The following is a 16,579-nucleotide window of genomic DNA, read 5'->3' as shown; positions in this document are numbered from 1 at the left end:
CGCAAACGACCCGCGCCATTTCGCTCCAGAGACCGGAGCGTTCACCATCAAGTCCTTCGCCACCACCGGCTGCGCTGATGTCTTGGCAGGGGAAGCCGCCAGCCACGACATCAACACGGCCTCGCCAAGGTCGGCCGTCAAAGGTTCGCACGTCATCCCAAATCGGGAAAGGGGGGAAAGTGCCGTCGTTCTGGCGCGCGACGAGGACGGCTTGGGCGTAGGGCTCGTACTCGACGGCACAAACACATCGGCGTCCAAGTAGCTGCCCTGCAAGGATGCCGCCACCAGCGCCTGCGAATAGATGAAGCTCATTCACTGCCACCTCCTGGTGTCTGCCGAGCAGCGTCATCGATCATTTCGTCAAGATCCGAGGACACCAGCATGTCGTCCGGTGCGACGAACATCAGCACAACGCCTTTGTCGCCGAGATCGAGGCTGGCTGGATCGAAGTTAGCGGCGGTGTACGTCTCCTTAAGCCACCGATAGCGCGCAGCGTCCTTCGCCATGCGCTGCACCTGCTCAAGCGGCGTGACGCTGCCACCATCGGGCGGGTCCATGTAGTAAACGCCGGGCAGCACGGAGCACAGCACGTTGTCGATGGCAAGTTCTGCATCCACCTTGTCCGCCTCTGTCGGCAGGCTGGCGCGGTCCATTGCTTCACGCCCTGATACCCAGCCGGCCATGAAGTAGTGCAGTCCAATCTCATTGTGGTCGGCGGGCTTACCCATGCATGCGTCCATGTAGCCCGCCGTCAAGCGTGGCAGTGCGCGCTCATCCAGAGGAGCGGCTCGCCCCGTATCGTCTGGGTTGCTGGTCATGGTTTGGGCTCTTTCTCTGCTTCAACAGTCGGCACATCAACCCAAAGCTGCTTGTTGCCAGACCAAAACATCTGCTGCAGGATCAACCGCTCGGCACGAATCATTCCGCCGCCAATCGTTTGGGCGGGGGCACTTACCGCGCGCCGTTCAAAACGGAAATTGCAAGTTGGCACGAGGTTCATGGCTTGTCCTTGGGTGGCTGGGTTGCAAGGGCTGCGCGGTCAAGGCGCTCGATTTCAGCAATGATCAGCGCGCCAGCCCGAACGAGGTTGCGGCGGGGACCTTTGTCTTTCAACCATTCGGATGCCCAAGGCCAAGAGACGGAGCCATATGTATGGCTCACATCGTTGAGCGCGTAATAGGCAGCAGCCACAGCCAGCGTGCCCCCGTCATGGGCGTCATCATGCTCAGGCGTCCAGCCCTCTGACATGATCTGGCGCTGACGCTCGGCCAGCACATCGCGGGCCGCATCGCTCGGCACTGCCTGCGTCTCCCCTGTGGGTGGAGTGGCCTGAGAGCGGTACAAATGGCGGCACAGATCGACTTCAAGCCTGAGCTTTGCAGCCAATTCAGGGAGGTCGTGGTAGCCGTGCCGGTGTAGCGGCAGTTCGTCGCCTTTGAGCGCAATGGCAACGCCAGCCAGAAGCCGCGCCAGTTTGTCGATCACGGCTGCGTCTTCTTCGGCTTGCTCGCTCGGCTGTGTCGCCCCGGATGCGAGGGCGGCGGTCCAGACTGCGCGGCCATAGGCGAGCATGTCTTGACGATCCTTGCCAGTCAGGAAGTTGAAGCCGAACGGTGCGCCGAGGATGGTCAGGTGTAACTCGTCGCCCGGCACGATCTTGATGGGCTGCGCGGGGAGGGTGGGGGTGCCGCTCATTTCGTCTCTCCTTTGTTGGCTGCGGACAGGTCACCGGTTGTGTAGCGCCGCAACTCAGCCAGTACTTTGGTGCCGTCGCGCTTTTTGTCGATCGCAGAGCACGCTGCGCCAAGCAGGCCACGAGGAACCAACACATGGTCTTCATCACCAAAAATAGCCGGCTTCACCGCATCATCCAGACCTTGCGCAGTGCTCGGTGCGGGGTGGTCGTAGAGCGGCAGCACCTCACACGCGCAGTTCGTCAGTTCGTCTACCGCCTCGTCTAAGTCGTGCACAAGCTCAACGCGTCTCTCGTCGGGAATGATGATCGCGTAGGCGTAGGGTTTGGGCGCCCCCGGTTCCGCTGCTGATGGTGCTGGGTGCAGGGAGAGGACTGCGGCCACCTTGGAGGCGTGCTCGCGCATGGTCTTTCGGCCTTGCTCCGGCATGTGCGCCCACGGGTAGTCCATGCACTCGGCGATGATTTTTGCTGCGGCTTCGATCTGCGCATCGGTAGGTTGTTGGCTCATGTCTTCGACTCCTTGGGTTCAACCGCGAGGGGAGCAGCGGGGGTGGTTTTCGGTGGCGGTGGCAGAGGCATCCAGCGGTCGGGGCTTGCGAAAGCGTGATCTACCTCGTCAATGCTGGCCCAATGCATGTCATCGATCCATGCGACCACGCTGTAGCAATCTCGGTTTAGGTCCATGTGAGGGAATCGCGTCCACAAAGCAAGGATCGCAGTCCCATTCTTCGGCGCCGTTTCAATCGGCTGCCATCCCTCCGGTGGCGCTGCGATTGCCTGAAGGGCGTCAAATGCGACTCGTGCGCGGCTGGCGGCATAGGCCCTTACCTCGCTGTCTTCAGTCATGAACTCGCCCCGGCCTGCTTGAACGCTGATCGTTTGCAGGGATTTCGCGGCATCAAGCAGAGCTTTGCGCAACTCCGGCAGGCTCTGATTCGTCTCTTTGTTCATTGCGGGCTCCCGGTGGGGGTGGTAGCAGGACTCCAAGCGCCACCCCATTCCGAAATGGTCAATCGGTCCGTGTGCATCGTTTCGTCAGGTCTGCTCGCCCTCAGTCGCGCCGGCATGTAGTCCGTAGGGCGGTCTCCGTGGCCCTTTGGGAAAGCCCAGTTCACGTAGGACACGCGCATTAGGCGGCGGCCAAACTGCTGACTGTCATGCCAGTACAGCCCAGGCGTTTGCACGTCCGCAGTGCCAATGCCTTCGTCTTTGTGGGGATGGGAGTTCATGCGGGAACTTTCGAGTCAGCCGTTGCCAGGCGCTTGATAGCCGAGCGCAGCGCGGAATGCGGCTTAAGGTAGTTCCACAGGTACAGCTTTTCCTCGTTGTCCGTGATTCCCGAAACTTCCTCGTAAGCCGCGATTTCATTGCCCTCCTGGAACTTGATGATTGCCATGTCAGCAGCAGCGCGGATGATGCGTTCGCGGTCGTGGCTGGTCTGCGGCACATCGTCTTCATCGGGCGGCAGGTCTTCCCCGGCGTAGATGTAGAGGCCCAGCCCGTGCAAGGCGATGGCCTTAGCAAGACAGCGCTGCATTGCCGTGTTTACTTGGAATGCGTCGGGCTGGGGAATGGCCTTGTTCTTGTGATCCATCACCGGAAGCTGGGCGGTCATGGTCTTGCCAAAGGCCGTCACCGAGCAGAAGACCATCAGCGTCTCCTTGAAGTAGACCGGGTCCTTGTACTCCCAGGTTGCGGTGGCATCCAAGCGCAGGAGCTGGTCAACAGCCCATGCCCACGACAGATACGTGAGGTTGCCCTTGCGCTCAGTCTTCTCGCCAACGTTGATCGCGGCGACTTCGTTATAGGTTTTCATGGTGTCCTCAAAACGGAAGCCGGAGCACGGCGATTCGGTAAGCAGCAACAGCGGAGTTCTTCACGCCGTTTCGGTGGCGTCGGTAAAGCAGAAAGACGCTCAGGAAGTCGCGGGCGGTGTTCATCCCAACACCTTCCAGAGCACGAAGCCCACAGGAACCGCCAGGGCGATCAAAGCAATGACCGCCAACATCACGAAGTCCTCCATCACTGTGTTGGGCGTCCAATCGGCCTCGAGCTGGGCGAACCGGGTTTCTTCTGCGCGCTGCTTGTGCGCCATCAGGAAGCCATCAATGTCTTGATCGGTCAGGTCACGAGTGGTCATGCAAATCTCCAGATAACGATGAGGGCCAGCACGGCCACGATGTAGAGAGCCTTTTCGTGAGCAGGCATGCGCTCACGGGAAGGGCGGGTTATGGCGCATCCGTACTCGGCGCCTGAGCGAACGTGATCGCCCATGCGGTGGATGAAGCGGGTTTGCGTGGTCATAGTTCCACCCGTGTGTCCAGCGTGGCCGGCTCAAGCGTCCTGAACGACAACAGCTCAGGCTCTTCTTCCGGCTCGAGCGCTGCGATCAGGTCAAGGAACAGATCCTTGTCGTGCTCGCTGAACTGGCGCATGTCTGCACTCGCGTTCAGGGTGTAGAGCACGCCAAGGACTTCAGCTTGGGACAGTCCGCAGCCGCTGCACGCTTGCTGGATCAGGGCGCGGGCATTGCTGAGTAGGAAGGCCCGGGTGGGTTGACGGGCGCTCATGACGCTGCACCTTCCAGCGTGTCGCGCTGGTTCTGCTCGTTCAGCGCGCGGCAATCGCTCCACCGATCGAGAGAGCCCGACACCTTTGCGGCGTGGTGCGCGCGGTCGAACTCGGCCAGCTGTTCTTCGGTGAAGGGGAGGTCGTAGGCCATGGGTTCAGCCTCCGGCTTGCCAAGGCATGGGCCGGCGAGCGACCGGGGCACCGTTGAGGATTGCTTCGGCGCGATGGGCTTCTGAGCCTGGGCAAGGTTTGCCAGCTGCCTCGAATGCCTTTGCGATCTCCGGCTTCAGACACAGGCGGGCCTTCGCAGCTTCGCGCTCTCCGATCTGGCTCAGCGCAATCGCGTCATACCGAGCGTCGCAACCGGAGTCCGTCCAGGTGGTGCCGAAGGAAACGCCCATCGACACGCCTTGCGCGCCGGCGCTGCTGCTGCCCATGCATGTGCCGTTCGCAGAGGTCAACGGGGCGGCGTAGGCCGTGGACACGGGGTTTCGCGCCTGGGCTTCGTAGACGGTGCTGGAGCCTTCGACCGTGACGGCGGTGCTGTTGCCCTGCGCGTTGCCGGAGCCGTTGACACCGCTCGCCGTGGACTGCTGCTGGCCTTGCTTTGCAGAACCGTTCACACCGCTGGCGATGTTGCCGCCCGTGGTGGTCGCTGCGCCGCTGGTTGTCGTGGCCGTGCCGCCAGTGACCGAGCCATTGAGGTTGTTGGTCTGCGCACCGCCGGAAACGTTAGCGCTGCCGCCAGTCGTGTTCACCTGGTTGCCAGTGAGCGTCTGCGTCGCGTCCTTCACCGAGCCCGTGTTGCCGGTTGCCGATCCGCCGATGTTGTTGGCCGCTGCGCTGCCGCCGATGCTGGAGCTGATGTTTCCGCCGCTGGTGTTGGCTTGGCCACCGAACGCAGCGCCGCCGTTGGCCGTGCTGGTTGCGTTGCCATAGCTCGGGCCGAAGTTCGTTGCCGACGCAGAGAAGGCCGCAAGGCAGGCCAGTAGAACGATCGTGTGCTTCATGAGGATTTCCAAGGTCGCCGCGCTTGAACAGGCGCGCGGCATCGCCTGTTCAGGTGTTGGTGTTGCGCTTGTGCTCGACGTACTGGACGCAGGCAGCAGCCATTGCGCGAGTCGTCTCGCTCTTGATCCGGCCGCTGGCGCAGAAGCGCTCCCACTGGCGAGACACATGCGCGGCGAACTCGAGGAACTCGGCTTCGGTCAGAACCGCGGCTTCGGCCGGTGCGGTGCGCATCACCTTGCGGAGCGCGTCCAGCTCGGTGTCGATCGCTGTGAAGTTGTCGGTTGCCAATCTGCTTCTCCTTGCCGGGATGTTGTTTGCGGCATGGAAAGAACTTTAGCAAAAGCGATTGATTGACGCAAGCAAAAGCGAAAGTAAGTTTCGCTTTTTATGACTGGCCGGTCAGTAGCGGAAGCGGTGGCAACAAAAAACCGCCTCAGGGGCGGCTTGTCTTCAGCGCAGAAGTCTCGCTACTGTAAGACGCGGCAGTTCCCAAACTCGCAGCGAATCGAAAGCGCATCGCCATTCGTGCAGGACACCATGTAGGCCTCAAAGCCAGCGCCCTTGCCGCTCAAGATCGCCTTCGGTTGAGGAGAGCAAGAACGCTCTTTTGCAAGTCGCTCGGCCATTAGTGTGTCTTTTCCTTGCGGCACTGCTGGCGAGCTCGTGGCCGTTGCGCTGGCCGTCGTTGTTCCGTCGCTGATAAGCGTTCCCGTCATGCCGTTGTTGTCGGCAGAGTCGACTTCAAAACGGAAATTCTGAAAGCTGATTGCCTTTGATGCGGAGAGGTCGTACTTGGCGCTTTGGTAGAACGCGGGCGCGGCCATTCCGCCTCGAAACTCTCGATACCCGATTTCAATGGTGGATCCGGAAATGCCAGAGTACAAAAGCTCCTTCCGCAGAAAACTGGAATCGTTGCCGGTGGTGGTCTCCCATCCATCAGGTGAGTTCAAGATACCAACCCAACGGCGCACGGTTCGGATCGTGCCGGTTTGTGAAGAGAGGATGACCCCTCCTGGGGTTGCGTTTATCCGCTGTCCGACACGGTATGACTGAGTAGGAGTCGATTGCAGAGTTTGCGGCGCACATCCGGCGAGCACCACGAGGGAAGAGGCCAAAAGACAGATCCTCAGAGCTTTTTTCATTTTCAACCTTGATCTCAAAACTTTGTGGCGGGTGGAGTCGCTTTTGCGCAGATGCCTTTTGAAGGCAAAACCACTTGGTTCTCATATACGCTTGAAACATCAATCTCGCCAGTGTTTCGATCTATCGACGCAATCCGGGTGAATGCTCCGCTCTGATCGCTTCCTATGTATCTTTCGTTCGTCATGACAAGCGAACGGGCCGAGCCGTTGACGCGCATCATGTTGGCAGCTGGGTCTATGACTACCCACAACTCCGACTTCGTTCCGTCCTTGAGATATGTCAAGTCGCAACGCAGCGTTACCTGTTGGGCTGAAACTGTGCCGGCGACAAGCACCAAGAGACAAAGTGCCGTTGCACGCGAAAAGTTCATCGTCACAGTTTCTTTCCGTTCCAGGCCCACACAACACGCCCGCAGATCCGAGCCCCAGGGCTGTTGAGCTCGTCGACGGTCTTGACGGTCGGATTGTCGCTGCTGACCTCAAATGAACCGTTTAGCCGTTGACGCACACGCTTGATGTAGATGCGATCGTTTGCCTCGAGCACATACACGCCATCGACTCGGTGGTCTGTCACTCCAGCGTCGACAAGCAGAATGTCACCATCGGCGAAAGTGGGTTCCATTGAATCGCCGTAGCCGTGGATGAATCTCAGATTCTCAATGCCGGTGAGAGGCTTAATGGTTCGGGTGACCCACTGCGGCGACACCGTGAGGCGCCCAACCACCACTTCGTCGTGGAGCTGATCTGCGCCAGGCCCCATTGACGCAGCTTGCGCAAGCAAGGGGATGCTCAGCGGCTTGAAGCCCGGCAAGTATTCGGTCGTTGGCACCACTTGACCGCCGTCGAACCACCCAGGCGGCTTGTCGGTCACCTCTTCAAGGCGCCGAACCGCCTTGTCGCGCAATGCCCGGTAACCAGAAAACCACTGGTTCACCTGAGCCATCTTGATCCCGGTCTTTCTCTCGAACTCTGCCGGGCTCTCGTCGTAGTCGTCATCGATGAGCCGCTCCAGCCGATCTAAACGTCGCTGAACAGTTGCGTCGATCACTTTTGTTGGCTGGGGCCGCTTCATGGCCGCACTTTAGCTATTGCTTCTTTCGCTTTTGGGACATACACTTTCGCAAAAGCGAGAGCAACATGGACCTCAAAACCTACTTCGATTCTGGCCGTGGCAACGGAGTCGCCCTTGCGGCGGCTCTGAGCATTCCGGCTTCTTACCTGTCGCAGATGGCTTCTGGCAATCGCTCGGTTTCCCCAGAGCGCGCTGTGGCTATCGAGAAGGCAACCGACGGAGCGGTTTCCCGGCGCGACTTGCGTCCCGACGACTGGCAAGCGATCTGGCCCGAGTTGGTGGAAGCAAAGGTCTAAGCCATGCGCGCCCTTCCGGATGTGTCCACCAGTCTCGCCGAGCGTCGGCGGGGTGCCTCCCAAGGCGCCGGTACGGCTGGCTGGGCATATCCGAAAGGTTGTGATTTTTCGCGTCGTCATGGCCTCTATTTTTTGAGCCGAGCCAACCGGTTAGGCAACTGGTTAGACGTTGAATTCTTTCTATCAAGGCCACTGATGGATTCCCGTGAATTCCCGCTGATGGGGCGCATCGACGCCCCCAGCATTGCACCTGAACAGTGGGTGAGGTTGGCGAAGACGTACCGGCAAGCGGTGCGGATCTCCTGGCAGTTGAAGCGCGTTCATTTCATGACGCGCACCCAGCTTGCCGCTGAAGCCAATCTCTACCCGCAGCACGTCACCGACTACCTCCACGAAGACGACAAGCCCAGCCGGCGCGATCTGCCTGCTGATGCGATTGCACGCTTTGAGGCGGTGGTGGGCAACACGCTGGTTAGCCAGTGGGTCGCCGCCCGGTCACGTCTGACGGTGCTCGAGGAAATCACGGCTACACGAGCAATCGCAGCATGAGCCTCAACGCACCCAGCCTGGCCGGCATCTCGCCCTTCAACTGGCGTGATGCACCGCGTCAGACCACAAACAACCGAAATCCGCAGCGCACTGAGCTGCATGTCGGACTGGTTGACCCCTATCACTCGCGCTGCATCACTGTCGTCGGCCGCGCCAAGGGTGCAGCGAACGCGGCAAAGAACGATTCCATCAAGCGAGGCGGCATCTGATGCGCGCGATCCGCTTCATCGCCAGCGTTTTCCGCCTGCGGTCAGTGCGGCTGGCGCTTTGGATTGATCGCTACGACTCCCATACACCGGATCACAAATGAACCCGTTCCATCCCTGCCATGTGACGTGGCAAGACGACAAGGTGCTGCTGTTGGCTACGTCAGTTGAGCACGGCCTGACTGGCGACGAGATCGCCGCCATCACGAAATCGCTTTCCGCAGAGGAAGCAATCGAACTCGGCCACGCCCTGATTGAAGCCGCCAAGGCGAAAGCGAACTGATATGGCATTGATGGACCTCACACGTATCAGCATCGACGGCGGCACGCAAACACGCGCCGCGCTGAATGAAGCAGTCGTTACCGAATACGCCGACGCATTGCGCGATGGCGTGAAGTTGCCGGCTGTCGTCGTCTTCTTCGACGGCTCCGCGCATTGGCTGGCCGATGGCTTCCATCGCTACTTCGCGCACAAGGCCGCACGCAAGGCCAGCATCAATGCTGAAGTGCGCGAAGGCAGCAAGCGCGATGCCGTGCTGTTCTCTGTGGGCGCGAACTCAACGCATGGCCTGCGCCGCTCAAATGAGGATAAGCGCCGGTCGGTGAAGACGATGCTGGACGACAAGGAGTGGAGTACCTGGAGCGACCGCGACATTGCGAAGCAATGCGGAGTCTCGCAGCCATTCGTGTCGGCGTTGCGCAAGCCCGCTGAAGTCGAAAAAGTGATAACCGTTATCACCCCCACCCCTGTGGATAACTCTAAGGAAAAGGAGCCTTCGGCCGTCGAATTTCCCTCTGAGGCGAGCGAAAAACCTGGACCGGCCGACGAGCCTGATTTCGAGCAAAACGAGGAAGAAAACGCCATCGTGATCCTGTCTCAGGAGAACGATGAATTGCGCGCGCGGTTGGCTGTCGGCCTTATGGACGCGACGGAAGAAGAAAAGCAGGAAGCGGCCGACACCATCGCCGACCTGCGCCAGCAACTGAAGACACTCACGGCAGAAAACGCGGCCCTTCGTTCTTCCCGCGATCACTACCAATCCGAGGCATCGCAACTGCGCAAGCAGATCAAGATGAACGAGAAGGAATTGAAGCGGGCGAGGGCGACTGCATGAGCCTCCAGCTTTACTCGTACCAGGAAGGCATCCTCGCCCAACTACGGGCGGGTTTTGCTAGTGGCCATCGATCGCAGATTCTTGTCGCCCCGACCGGCGCAGGCAAAACCGAAATGGCGATTGCGTTGCTTGAAGCGACTCGCGTCAAAGGCAACCGCTCTGCGATGGTGCTGGACCGTATCGTGTTGTGCGACCAGACCAGCGCGCGCCTTCAGAAGTACGGCATCGATCACGGCGTCATCCAGTCGGGCCATTGGCGCTATCGCCCTTATGAGCCGATCCAGATTTGCAGCGCGCAGACGCTCGAGAAGCGCGGCCACTTCCCTGGCCTGAAGTTGCTCATCGTCGATGAAGCGCACCAGACCCGCGAAATGATGAAGCACTTCATCAAGAACAATCCCGATGTGAGGGTTGTCGGGTTGACCGCTACGCCCTTCACAAAGGGCTTGGGCGCGACGTACACCAACGTCGTGTCCAGCGTCACTACCGCTGAATTGGTCCGTCTCGGCAGGCTCGCACCGCTGCGCGTCTTCATCGCCAAAGAGATCGACATGACTGGCGCCAAGAAGGTAGCCGGCGAGTGGGCACAGGATGAGGTCACCACGCGCGGGATGAAGATCACAGGCGACATCGTTGCCGAATGGGTCAAGAAGACGCATGAGGTGTTCGGCGGGCCACGCAAGACCGTTGTCTTCTGCTCCGGCGTTGCTCACGGTGCCGACTTGGCCCAACAGTTCGCCGCGGCTGGCTACAACTTTGTCAGCCTGTCGTACAACGACGACGACCAATTCAAGGCCGACGCCATCGCCGAATTCTCGAAAGCCGAGACGACGATTCACGGCCTGATTGCGACCGACATCCTGACCAAGGGCTTCGACGTGTCGGACGTGATGATCGGCATATCCGCCCGTCCGTTCAGCAAGTCGCTGTCATCGCACATCCAGCAAATGGGCCGCGTGATGCGCTCGCATCCTGGCAAAGAGTTTGCTCTGTGGCTCGATCACTCCGGCAACTACCTGCGCTTCCAAGACGATTGGGATGACGTTTTCGATAACGGTATCAACGAGCTGGACGACGGTCGCGAAAAGACAAAGAAGGAGCTGACGCAGAACGAAAAAGAGGCCGCCAAGTGCCCAGCCTGCGCGCATGTGTGGCCGGGTGGCGCTGATACCTGCCCATGCTGCGGATTCGTTCGTGCCCGCCGCACCGACATCACGGCGGTTCCTGGCGAACTGCAAGAGCTTGCCGCCAACGCAGAGAAGCAAAAGAAGCAGGAATGGCTTTCTCAGTTCGTCGGGTTCGCCATCGAGAAGAACCGCAAGCCCGGCTGGGCTGCATACCTGTTCGAGGACAAGTTCGGCCAATTGCCGAAGGGCGGATTGCCAGACCCCGCAGAGCCATCGCCAGAAGTGCGCCGCTGGATCAAGTCCAACTTCATCCGCAAGGCCAAGGGCAAGCAGAAGGAGGCGGCATGACGTTCATCGACTTCTGCCGCGCGCATGGCGTCATCATCGACAGCCTGCCAACCGTGGGCGCATGGAAGCGCTACAAGACCACCGATAAGCCGGGTCATCGAAATGGCGCCGTGAAGTTCATGGGCGACCACGGCTTCGTGCAGAACCACGCGACCATGCAAGACGTCAGTTCGTGGCGCGCTGAAGGCGAGTCGGCTGTTGCGCACCAAGAGGTGCAGCGCATCGCAAGAGACGCAGCGCGCGAGACGGCACGCAACAACGCCAACGCAGCCGCACAGGCCGCTCAAATCCTTTCCGAATGCCAGCGAGCCACTCACGCCTACACGGCGTCCAAGGGCTTCCCTGATGAGGCCGTGAACGTCTGGAAGACAGATGCTGGCCCGCTCGCAATCATCCCTATGTTCATCGACGGCGTTTTGGTTGGGTGCCAAAAGATCACCGAGGCCGGCGAGAAGAAATTCCTGCACGGCCAGCGCTCCGGCTGCGCTGAGTTCGTCTTCGCGAACAAAGGTCCGCACATCGTCTGCGAGGGCTACGCGACCGCTCTGAGCGCGCGCCTTGCATTGAAGAACTTGAAGCGCCCTTACACGTTGCATGTGTGCTTCAGCGCTGGAAACATGAAAAAGATTGCCGCCGCTCTGCCTCGCGGAATCGTGCTGGCCGACAACGACGCAAGCGGGACAGGCGAACGAGTCGCCCGCGAAATCGGCTGGCCTTACTGGATGAGCGATCGCGTCGGCGAGGACTTCAACGACACGCACCAACGGCTCGGCGTCTTCGCCGTGTCGCAGGGACTCACACGCACGTTGCGCGAGGCAATGGCCGTGCCGTAGTAGTGAACTGCTTTTTCACTGCGCTGGTTGGATCGGATTAACAACAGCGGCGCAGGGTGAGTCCCCAACTGTTGGATAGGTGCTGAAACAGGGGAAAGGGTGGCGAAGCCAGAGCCCTTGCATCGAACGTCTGGCGGGTCATGCGGCTCCGGAACAGGAACACATGTGAAGGCTCACCCAGGAAGGGCTGGGTCGTCCCACCAGACCAGGTATCAAGGTTTTCGGGTTGATTCATACAGAGGTATCTATGAAGACAGAAGCAGAGCAGCGGGCAAGCGAGACGGCAAGAAAGGCCCGATGGGTTGCAGCAAACCCGGACAAGAAAAAGGCGTCCGACTTTCGCAACAACGCCAAGCGCAACGACACGCCGCCTGCGGTGCTGGCGTCGAACGCTCGGAGGGCTGCACTCAACGTCATCGACCCTGAGCCGCTTCGGAAGGCGAACGCCGCGTATTACGCAGCCAACAAGGAAAAGATCATGGAGAAGCGGAGACAGGATCCCGTGGCTAGACGTGCTCACGACGCAAAGCGCCGCGCGACGAAGCTTGGCGCCGGTGGTGCATACACATCGGCTGACGTTCAGTCGTTGCTTCGGCTTCAGAAATCGAAATGCCCGGTGTGCCGCGACTCTCTGCGCAATGGCTATCACGTCGATCACGTCATGGCGTTGGCCCGTGGCGGCTCTAACGACCGGCTGAATTTGCAGTTGCTTTGCCCGTCGTGCAATCAATCCAAGGGCGCTAAAGACCCGCTGGTTTTCGCAAATCAACGCGGCCAGCTCTGCTGATTCGCGTCTCTATTGATAAGGATCATCGTGAGCAACAAAGGAAATTTCCGGGCGGCGTCGAAAGCCGACAAGTTGACGCAAGGCATGGCTGAAGCCATTGAAGTGGGTGAATGCCTCGAATGGCAAGGCTTCTTCGGCTGCAAGGGCTCGATGCCGATCGTCAAGGCGCGCAACGTCAAGAAGGCGCGCACAGACAACTACGCAGTGCCTCGTTCGTTGTGGCAAGACGCCAATGGCCCAGTGCCAGAAGGCAAGTTGGTCTATCGAAAGTGCTGCAACAACGCATGCGTCCTGCTCGATCACCTGGCCGTAGGCACGCGCAAGGAGTGGGGCAAACATCGCGCAAAGGTCGGTGAAGCCAAGCACCACAACGCCACCAAGATCGCGCTCACCATGGCTGCACGCCGCCGCTCGGCTACCGTGAACAATATCGAAAAGGCCCGCCAAGTTCGCTCATTGCGGTCGGAGTCCGTTACCCGCGCTGAAATCTCGCGCATCACAGGCGTGTCTGCTTCGATGGTTGCAGACATTGTTCAAGGCCGGCGCTGGCTTGAAACCGGAAGCCCATTCGCGGGTCTGGGAGCGCGGGCATGAGTACGGATTGCTTTTCCCACGAAGCCAGAAAGTTGCGAGCCCATGTTGTGGCGCAACGCGTCATCAATGGCGAAAAGCCAATCGCTATCGCGCATGAGATCGGCGTGCACGTCACCACCGTGTATGCGTGGGTGAGAAAGGCGCGCAATGCATGACCACATCCGATCACCTGGCGCATCTATTGAAGATGCTGGCACCGCCATTCACGGCCAATGTGAAGGCATGGGCATGGGATCGAGCGAAGGAGATCGCGCAGGACCCGGAGCACGCGGAACTCCCGCAGTTGCTGCAACAAGCTATGCGCAGCAAGGCCATCTCTACGACTGGCGAGGCTGCAGAGTGATCTGCGTCGAAGGCGGTCCGCTGCCGCGTGTCTGCTACCTCGATCCGGCGTGGGATTGGTGCTCTCCGCCGTTCCATGTGAACGCCGATGAGCTTGAAGCGCAGCCGATGGTCTATTTCCACGGGCAGGTGCCGCGATGAGCAAGCGCATATTCCGCCTTGTTCACGCCGAAGCACGCCGCCGTGCTGTCGCTGCTGTGGTCGAAGCGCCAGAGGGGCAGACCGTGACCATCGCCGAGCCAAACCGCAACAGCGATCAGAACGCCAAGTTCCACGCCATCTGCTCGGACCTCGCCAAAGCAGGCATTGAATGGGCTGGCAAGCCTCGCGACGCTGCCGCCTGGAAGGTGCTGCTGGTGTCGGGCCACGCTGTAGCCACGAAAGAGGGCGGCGAAATCGTCCCGGGCATCGAGGGCGAGTTCGTCAATGTCCGCGAATCGACTGCGCTGATGAGTAAGTCGCGGGGATCCAGTCTCATCGAATACGCCGTCGCATTTATGGCGATGCATGAGGTGGAAGCATGACCGCATCGGAGTATTTCACCTTAGCCGCGACCATTTATCTCGCTCCGCACATCTCAAATCGCTCCGCATGGGTGATAGCAGTTGTGCTGCTGATTGCCGCAGCGATCTGCAAAGTGGGGGAGGCTGCATGAACGATTGGCTTGATCGATGCCACTTCGGAGACTGTCGGGAAGTCATGACCGCATGGCCGTCCGGCATCGCTGACGCATGCGTCACCGATCCGCCCTACGGAGACACGTCGCTGGAATGGGATCGCCGCTGCGAAGGCTGGATGACTGAGGTGTCCCGTGTCCTGAAGCCGGCTGCATCGGTTTGGGTGTTCGGTTCAATGCGCTACCTGTCGACCATCTTTGGGGAGATGGAGGCCGCGGGCTTCAAGTACGCCCAGGACATCGTCTGGGAAAAGCAGAACGGCACAGGCTTTCACGCCGACCGATTTCGCCGTGTCCATGAGCATGCGATCCAGTTCTACCGAGGAGCATGGGGCGAAGTTTTTCATGAGGCTCAAGTCACCATGGACGCGAATGCCAAGACGGTGCGCCGCAAGACGCGGCCGACCCATACCGGACACATAGAAGCCGGTCACTATGTCAGTCACGACGGAGGGCCGAAGCTTCAGCGCAGCGTGCTTCAAGTCTCGAATGAGCACGGCACCGCAGTTCACCCGACACAGAAGCCGCTCGGCATTTTGGCGCCGCTGATTCGCTACTCGGTTCCAGTTGGCGGCATCGTTATCGACCCATTCCTGGGCAGCGGGTCCACAGGGATTGCCGCCGAACAGCTTGGGCGCCAGTGGGCCGGCTGCGAACTCAATCCTCTATGTGAAGCCATGCAGAACACCCGCACAGCGCAGCGCGGCCTGATTTTGGAAGTTGCATGATCGCCCGCAGCACCAAGCCCAACCGCTGCAAGCACTGCCGCATCCGCATGCCGGAAGAGTTTGCGAGGCACGTAATACATGACGAGTGCATTGCGCCTTGGCTGGAGAAACAAAACGGCAAGAAGGCGATCGCCCGAAAGAAGGATGAGCTCGCCAAGGCCCGCATCGAGCGCGTCGAGATCAAGAAGCGAAGGGCTTCGCAGAAGGATCTTGCCGACTGGTACGCCGACGCACAGAAGGCTGTCAACGCCTTCATCCGCCTGCGTGACGCTGGTTTGTCGTGTGTTTCCTGCCCGGCCCCGTGGGCGCCTGACTTCCAGGCCGGCCACTACCGCAGCCGCGGCGCAGCGAAGCACCTGGCGCTCGACCCGCGAAACATCCACGGCCAGTGCATCCAGTGCAATCTGCACAAGCACAGCAACGCCGTTGAGTACCGCATCCGGCTGGTCGAGCGTTACGGGTTGGCATTCGTCGAAGCCATCGAGGCCGACAACGCGCCGCGCCACTACTCGGTCGATGACCTTAAAGCCATCCGCGCCGACTTCATCCAGCGCACTAAGCAACTTCAGAAGGAACAGCCATGAAACCGCAACGCGTCTTTCAGGTCTACAAGTCGCCCAAGCACTTCCCCGGCACGCTGAAGCCAGTAGACGGCGAGTTCTGGTGGCGCTGGCGCCTGATCGCGCCGCGCAACGGCCAAACCGTTGGCGGCAGCCAGGAGGCGTTCGACAGCCGCGGCAATGCACTGCGTGCCGCGCGCCGGGAAGCCAGCCTGTATCCGCCCGGTGTTGCCGAGGTAGTAATCGAGCAATACCACTCCAAAGGGGCGAAGGCATGACGCTTGAAGAGGCCCGTCAGGAAAAGAAGGTGGCCGAAGAAGCGATTCGGGAAATCCTTCAAACGCTTCAGCGGCGGACGGGAATCAGCCCGTTTAGCGTTTCTGTCCGCTTCGTGGACTGCTCAACGTTTTCATCGGTTCGCCGAGAACTGGCCATCGGCGAAGTGCAGATCGAAATGGAGAGCCTCTGATGCTCCGCATCCCCTACAAGATCCACGAAGGAAAGACCATGAAGAACGATTCCGCCGCGATTCTTGACGACCTCCTGAGCCGCTGGCACTCGTGGGCACGCAGCTATTCGCCTGTGCCTGTGTGTGGCGCTGACCCCATGTTCCGCAACGCCAAGAGCGGGAAGGGATGGGACAGCACCAGCGACGTAATCGAGGACGACTTGCAGGGGAAGATGATGGAGGCGGTCGACTTCCAGGTGAGCGAGATGCGCGACCCTCACCGATCGGCGCTGTACGTGCTGGCCCGGAACCTCAGCACCGGCCGCAGCGTGTGGCTCAGTCCGCGGCTGCCCCGTGATCCGCTGGAGCGTGGCGTGATCGTGCAAGAGGCGCGGAACCACCTCATTCGCCGCCTCATGAGCGCTGGCGTTATGTGACCAAACTACCGTTCGTCGGATTGATTGAAGTAGTACAAGAA

Annotated in this window: 32 protein-coding genes and 1 pseudogene; 17 read left to right on the top strand and 16 right to left on the bottom strand. The window is 60.2% G+C overall.

The genetic code is table 11. The features are described 5' to 3' along the window. Positions 1-7: 7 nt before the first annotated feature. The 16 genes and pseudogenes from AX767_RS21645 to AX767_RS01490 form a co-directional block, all read right to left on the bottom strand. Positions 8-349 (bottom strand): annotated as a pseudogene (locus tag AX767_RS21645) (DNA cytosine methyltransferase); the annotation flags it as partial. Further along, positions 309-818 carry a hypothetical protein gene (locus AX767_RS01540; protein ID WP_068628057.1) on the bottom strand — a complete coding sequence of 170 codons (510 nt, stop codon included), beginning with the start codon at positions 816-818 and terminating at the stop codon, positions 309-311. The gene AX767_RS01540 and the pseudogene AX767_RS21645, both read right to left, overlap by 41 nt. Beyond that, positions 815-1,000 (bottom strand): hypothetical protein, encoded by a 186-nt coding sequence (locus tag AX767_RS21190; RefSeq protein ID WP_156480926.1) that lies wholly within the window; start codon positions 998-1,000, stop codon positions 815-817. The genes AX767_RS01540 and AX767_RS21190 overlap by 4 nt, the downstream gene beginning before the upstream one ends. Then, positions 997-1,695 carry a hypothetical protein gene (locus AX767_RS01535; protein ID WP_068628056.1) on the bottom strand — a complete coding sequence of 233 codons (699 nt, stop codon included), beginning with the start codon at positions 1,693-1,695 and terminating at the stop codon, positions 997-999. The genes AX767_RS21190 and AX767_RS01535 overlap by 4 nt, the downstream gene beginning before the upstream one ends. Further along, positions 1,692-2,204 (bottom strand): hypothetical protein, encoded by a 513-nt coding sequence (locus AX767_RS01530; protein WP_068628055.1) that lies wholly within the window; start codon positions 2,202-2,204, stop codon positions 1,692-1,694. The genes AX767_RS01535 and AX767_RS01530 overlap by 4 nt, the downstream gene beginning before the upstream one ends. Next, positions 2,201-2,647, bottom strand: coding sequence for a hypothetical protein (locus tag AX767_RS01525; protein WP_156480925.1), 447 nt, complete (start codon positions 2,645-2,647; stop codon positions 2,201-2,203). The genes AX767_RS01530 and AX767_RS01525 overlap by 4 nt, the downstream gene beginning before the upstream one ends. Before the next feature lie 274 nt (positions 2,648-2,921). Further along, positions 2,922-3,512 carry a Sak single strand annealing protein gene (locus tag AX767_RS01520; RefSeq protein WP_068628053.1) on the bottom strand — a complete coding sequence of 197 codons (591 nt, stop codon included), beginning with the start codon at positions 3,510-3,512 and terminating at the stop codon, positions 2,922-2,924. Between the two features lie 120 nt (positions 3,513-3,632). After that, positions 3,633-3,836 (bottom strand): hypothetical protein, encoded by a 204-nt coding sequence (locus AX767_RS01515; protein ID WP_068628052.1) that lies wholly within the window; start codon positions 3,834-3,836, stop codon positions 3,633-3,635. Then, on the bottom strand, positions 3,833-4,000 hold the full coding sequence (locus AX767_RS21185; protein WP_156480924.1) for a hypothetical protein: 168 nt from the start codon (positions 3,998-4,000) through the stop codon (positions 3,833-3,835). Before AX767_RS21185 ends, AX767_RS01515 begins: the two co-directional genes overlap by 4 nt. Then, on the bottom strand, positions 3,997-4,266 hold the full coding sequence (locus AX767_RS01510) for a hypothetical protein (RefSeq protein WP_068628051.1): 270 nt from the start codon (positions 4,264-4,266) through the stop codon (positions 3,997-3,999). The genes AX767_RS21185 and AX767_RS01510 overlap by 4 nt, the downstream gene beginning before the upstream one ends. After that, a complete protein-coding gene (locus AX767_RS21180) occupies positions 4,263-4,418 on the bottom strand; it encodes a hypothetical protein (protein ID WP_156480923.1) in 156 nt (51 codons plus the stop codon). The genes AX767_RS01510 and AX767_RS21180 overlap by 4 nt, the downstream gene beginning before the upstream one ends. A gap of 4 nt (positions 4,419-4,422) precedes the next feature. After that, positions 4,423-5,277: a hypothetical protein gene (locus tag AX767_RS01505; RefSeq protein WP_068628050.1), complete on the bottom strand. Its 855-nt coding sequence runs from the start codon at positions 5,275-5,277 to the stop codon at positions 4,423-4,425. 49 nt (positions 5,278-5,326) lie between these two features. Next, positions 5,327-5,566: a hypothetical protein gene (locus tag AX767_RS01500; RefSeq protein WP_068628049.1), complete on the bottom strand. Its 240-nt coding sequence runs from the start codon at positions 5,564-5,566 to the stop codon at positions 5,327-5,329. A 179-nt stretch (positions 5,567-5,745) separates the two neighbouring features. After that, complete coding sequence (locus AX767_RS21640) at positions 5,746-6,420, bottom strand: hypothetical protein (RefSeq protein ID WP_210392536.1); 675 nt, start codon at positions 6,418-6,420, stop codon at positions 5,746-5,748. A gap of 14 nt (positions 6,421-6,434) precedes the next feature. Further along, a complete protein-coding gene (locus AX767_RS21175; RefSeq protein ID WP_156480922.1) occupies positions 6,435-6,791 on the bottom strand; it encodes a hypothetical protein in 357 nt (118 codons plus the stop codon). Positions 6,792-6,793: 2 nt separating this feature from the next. After that, a complete protein-coding gene (locus tag AX767_RS01490; protein ID WP_068628048.1) occupies positions 6,794-7,492 on the bottom strand; it encodes a S24 family peptidase in 699 nt (232 codons plus the stop codon). A 65-nt stretch (positions 7,493-7,557) separates the two neighbouring features. Here AX767_RS01490 and AX767_RS01485 point away from each other — a divergent pair, with 65 nt between their 5' ends. From AX767_RS01485 to AX767_RS01410, 17 genes are all read left to right on the top strand, one after another. After that, positions 7,558-7,788 carry a transcriptional regulator gene (locus tag AX767_RS01485; protein WP_068628047.1) on the top strand — a complete coding sequence of 77 codons (231 nt, stop codon included), beginning with the start codon at positions 7,558-7,560 and terminating at the stop codon, positions 7,786-7,788. Positions 7,789-7,791: 3 nt separating this feature from the next. Then, positions 7,792-8,337 carry a hypothetical protein gene (locus AX767_RS21170; protein WP_156480921.1) on the top strand — a complete coding sequence of 182 codons (546 nt, stop codon included), beginning with the start codon at positions 7,792-7,794 and terminating at the stop codon, positions 8,335-8,337. Continuing rightward, entirely contained in the window at positions 8,334-8,546 is a 213-nt protein-coding gene (locus AX767_RS01475; protein ID WP_068628045.1) for a hypothetical protein, read from the top strand. The genes AX767_RS21170 and AX767_RS01475 overlap by 4 nt, the downstream gene beginning before the upstream one ends. A 97-nt stretch (positions 8,547-8,643) precedes the next feature. Beyond that, positions 8,644-8,826: a hypothetical protein gene (locus AX767_RS01470; RefSeq protein WP_068628044.1), complete on the top strand. Its 183-nt coding sequence runs from the start codon at positions 8,644-8,646 to the stop codon at positions 8,824-8,826. A 10-nt stretch (positions 8,827-8,836) separates the two neighbouring features. After that, on the top strand, positions 8,837-9,658 hold the full coding sequence (locus AX767_RS01465) for a hypothetical protein (protein WP_156480920.1): 822 nt from the start codon (positions 8,837-8,839) through the stop codon (positions 9,656-9,658). Further along, the gene (locus AX767_RS01460; RefSeq protein ID WP_082754743.1) at positions 9,655-11,133 is read left to right on the top strand and encodes a DEAD/DEAH box helicase; all 1,479 of its coding nucleotides are present in this window, start codon (positions 9,655-9,657) and stop codon (positions 11,131-11,133) included. Before AX767_RS01465 ends, AX767_RS01460 begins: the two co-directional genes overlap by 4 nt. Beyond that, positions 11,130-11,966, top strand: a complete 837-nt coding sequence (locus AX767_RS01455; RefSeq protein WP_068628041.1) for a toprim domain-containing protein — start codon at positions 11,130-11,132, stop codon at positions 11,964-11,966. The genes AX767_RS01460 and AX767_RS01455 overlap by 4 nt, the downstream gene beginning before the upstream one ends. A gap of 247 nt (positions 11,967-12,213) precedes the next feature. Continuing rightward, positions 12,214-12,753, top strand: a complete 540-nt coding sequence (locus AX767_RS21635; protein ID WP_068628040.1) for an HNH endonuclease — start codon at positions 12,214-12,216, stop codon at positions 12,751-12,753. 27 nt (positions 12,754-12,780) lie between these two features. Next, a complete protein-coding gene (locus AX767_RS01445; protein ID WP_068628039.1) occupies positions 12,781-13,347 on the top strand; it encodes an HNH endonuclease in 567 nt (188 codons plus the stop codon). A gap of 151 nt (positions 13,348-13,498) precedes the next feature. Further along, a complete protein-coding gene (locus AX767_RS01440; RefSeq protein ID WP_068628038.1) occupies positions 13,499-13,690 on the top strand; it encodes a hypothetical protein in 192 nt (63 codons plus the stop codon). A 136-nt stretch (positions 13,691-13,826) separates the two neighbouring features. After that, positions 13,827-14,213, top strand: a complete 387-nt coding sequence (locus AX767_RS01435; RefSeq protein ID WP_068628037.1) for a recombination protein NinB — start codon at positions 13,827-13,829, stop codon at positions 14,211-14,213. Beyond that, positions 14,210-14,344 (top strand): hypothetical protein, encoded by a 135-nt coding sequence (locus AX767_RS22055; protein WP_257721705.1) that lies wholly within the window; start codon positions 14,210-14,212, stop codon positions 14,342-14,344. Before AX767_RS01435 ends, AX767_RS22055 begins: the two co-directional genes overlap by 4 nt. Further along, on the top strand, positions 14,341-15,093 hold the full coding sequence (locus tag AX767_RS01430) for a DNA-methyltransferase (RefSeq protein WP_068628036.1): 753 nt from the start codon (positions 14,341-14,343) through the stop codon (positions 15,091-15,093). Before AX767_RS22055 ends, AX767_RS01430 begins: the two co-directional genes overlap by 4 nt. Continuing rightward, positions 15,090-15,677: a recombination protein NinG gene (locus tag AX767_RS01425; protein WP_068628035.1), complete on the top strand. Its 588-nt coding sequence runs from the start codon at positions 15,090-15,092 to the stop codon at positions 15,675-15,677. Before AX767_RS01430 ends, AX767_RS01425 begins: the two co-directional genes overlap by 4 nt. After that, positions 15,674-15,931 carry a hypothetical protein gene (locus AX767_RS01420; protein ID WP_068628034.1) on the top strand — a complete coding sequence of 86 codons (258 nt, stop codon included), beginning with the start codon at positions 15,674-15,676 and terminating at the stop codon, positions 15,929-15,931. The genes AX767_RS01425 and AX767_RS01420 overlap by 4 nt, the downstream gene beginning before the upstream one ends. Continuing rightward, positions 15,928-16,122: a hypothetical protein gene (locus tag AX767_RS01415; RefSeq protein WP_068628033.1), complete on the top strand. Its 195-nt coding sequence runs from the start codon at positions 15,928-15,930 to the stop codon at positions 16,120-16,122. Before AX767_RS01420 ends, AX767_RS01415 begins: the two co-directional genes overlap by 4 nt. Next, positions 16,122-16,538: a hypothetical protein gene (locus AX767_RS01410; RefSeq protein ID WP_068628032.1), complete on the top strand. Its 417-nt coding sequence runs from the start codon at positions 16,122-16,124 to the stop codon at positions 16,536-16,538. The genes AX767_RS01415 and AX767_RS01410 overlap by 1 nt, the downstream gene beginning before the upstream one ends. The last annotated feature ends 41 nt before the right edge of the window (positions 16,539-16,579 follow it).

The organism is Variovorax sp. PAMC 28711 (assembly GCF_001577265.1).
Lineage (GTDB): Bacteria > Pseudomonadota > Gammaproteobacteria > Burkholderiales > Burkholderiaceae_C > Variovorax.
This window is presented reverse-complemented; position numbering and strand designations above follow the sequence as displayed.

Excerpts from the sequence above, each read along its gene's own strand:
- AX767_RS01540 (WP_068628057.1), bottom strand. The coding sequence starts at position 818 with ATGACCAGCAACCCAGACGATACGGGGCGAGCCGCTCCTCTGGATGAG.
- AX767_RS21190 (WP_156480926.1), bottom strand. The coding sequence starts at position 1,000 with ATGAACCTCGTGCCAACTTGCAATTTCCGTTTTGAACGGCGCGCGGTA.
- AX767_RS01535 (WP_068628056.1), bottom strand. The coding sequence starts at position 1,695 with ATGAGCGGCACCCCCACCCTCCCCGCGCAGCCCATCAAGATCGTGCCG.
- AX767_RS01530 (WP_068628055.1), bottom strand. The coding sequence starts at position 2,204 with ATGAGCCAACAACCTACCGATGCGCAGATCGAAGCCGCAGCAAAAATC.
- AX767_RS01525 (WP_156480925.1), bottom strand. The coding sequence starts at position 2,647 with ATGAACAAAGAGACGAATCAGAGCCTGCCGGAGTTGCGCAAAGCTCTG.
- AX767_RS01520 (WP_068628053.1), bottom strand. The coding sequence starts at position 3,512 with ATGAAAACCTATAACGAAGTCGCCGCGATCAACGTTGGCGAGAAGACT.
- AX767_RS01515 (WP_068628052.1), bottom strand. The coding sequence starts at position 3,836 with ATGACCACTCGTGACCTGACCGATCAAGACATTGATGGCTTCCTGATG.
- AX767_RS21185 (WP_156480924.1), bottom strand. The coding sequence starts at position 4,000 with ATGACCACGCAAACCCGCTTCATCCACCGCATGGGCGATCACGTTCGC.
- AX767_RS01510 (WP_068628051.1), bottom strand. The coding sequence starts at position 4,266 with ATGAGCGCCCGTCAACCCACCCGGGCCTTCCTACTCAGCAATGCCCGC.
- AX767_RS21180 (WP_156480923.1), bottom strand. The coding sequence starts at position 4,418 with ATGGCCTACGACCTCCCCTTCACCGAAGAACAGCTGGCCGAGTTCGAC.
- AX767_RS01505 (WP_068628050.1), bottom strand. The coding sequence starts at position 5,277 with ATGAAGCACACGATCGTTCTACTGGCCTGCCTTGCGGCCTTCTCTGCG.
- AX767_RS21640 (WP_210392536.1), bottom strand. The coding sequence starts at position 6,420 with ATGAAAAAAGCTCTGAGGATCTGTCTTTTGGCCTCTTCCCTCGTGGTG.
- AX767_RS21175 (WP_156480922.1), bottom strand. The coding sequence starts at position 6,791 with ATGAACTTTTCGCGTGCAACGGCACTTTGTCTCTTGGTGCTTGTCGCC.
- AX767_RS01490 (WP_068628048.1), bottom strand. The coding sequence starts at position 7,492 with ATGAAGCGGCCCCAGCCAACAAAAGTGATCGACGCAACTGTTCAGCGA.
- AX767_RS01485 (WP_068628047.1), top strand. The coding sequence starts at position 7,558 with ATGGACCTCAAAACCTACTTCGATTCTGGCCGTGGCAACGGAGTCGCC.
- AX767_RS21170 (WP_156480921.1), top strand. The coding sequence starts at position 7,792 with ATGCGCGCCCTTCCGGATGTGTCCACCAGTCTCGCCGAGCGTCGGCGG.
- AX767_RS01475 (WP_068628045.1), top strand. The coding sequence starts at position 8,334 with ATGAGCCTCAACGCACCCAGCCTGGCCGGCATCTCGCCCTTCAACTGG.
- AX767_RS01470 (WP_068628044.1), top strand. The coding sequence starts at position 8,644 with ATGAACCCGTTCCATCCCTGCCATGTGACGTGGCAAGACGACAAGGTG.
- AX767_RS01465 (WP_156480920.1), top strand. The coding sequence starts at position 8,837 with ATGGACCTCACACGTATCAGCATCGACGGCGGCACGCAAACACGCGCC.
- AX767_RS01460 (WP_082754743.1), top strand. The coding sequence starts at position 9,655 with ATGAGCCTCCAGCTTTACTCGTACCAGGAAGGCATCCTCGCCCAACTA.
- AX767_RS01455 (WP_068628041.1), top strand. The coding sequence starts at position 11,130 with ATGACGTTCATCGACTTCTGCCGCGCGCATGGCGTCATCATCGACAGC.
- AX767_RS21635 (WP_068628040.1), top strand. The coding sequence starts at position 12,214 with ATGAAGACAGAAGCAGAGCAGCGGGCAAGCGAGACGGCAAGAAAGGCC.
- AX767_RS01440 (WP_068628038.1), top strand. The coding sequence starts at position 13,499 with ATGACCACATCCGATCACCTGGCGCATCTATTGAAGATGCTGGCACCG.
- AX767_RS01435 (WP_068628037.1), top strand. The coding sequence starts at position 13,827 with ATGAGCAAGCGCATATTCCGCCTTGTTCACGCCGAAGCACGCCGCCGT.
- AX767_RS22055 (WP_257721705.1), top strand. The coding sequence starts at position 14,210 with ATGACCGCATCGGAGTATTTCACCTTAGCCGCGACCATTTATCTCGCT.
- AX767_RS01430 (WP_068628036.1), top strand. The coding sequence starts at position 14,341 with ATGAACGATTGGCTTGATCGATGCCACTTCGGAGACTGTCGGGAAGTC.
- AX767_RS01425 (WP_068628035.1), top strand. The coding sequence starts at position 15,090 with ATGATCGCCCGCAGCACCAAGCCCAACCGCTGCAAGCACTGCCGCATC.
- AX767_RS01420 (WP_068628034.1), top strand. The coding sequence starts at position 15,674 with ATGAAACCGCAACGCGTCTTTCAGGTCTACAAGTCGCCCAAGCACTTC.
- AX767_RS01415 (WP_068628033.1), top strand. The coding sequence starts at position 15,928 with ATGACGCTTGAAGAGGCCCGTCAGGAAAAGAAGGTGGCCGAAGAAGCG.
- AX767_RS01410 (WP_068628032.1), top strand. The coding sequence starts at position 16,122 with ATGCTCCGCATCCCCTACAAGATCCACGAAGGAAAGACCATGAAGAAC.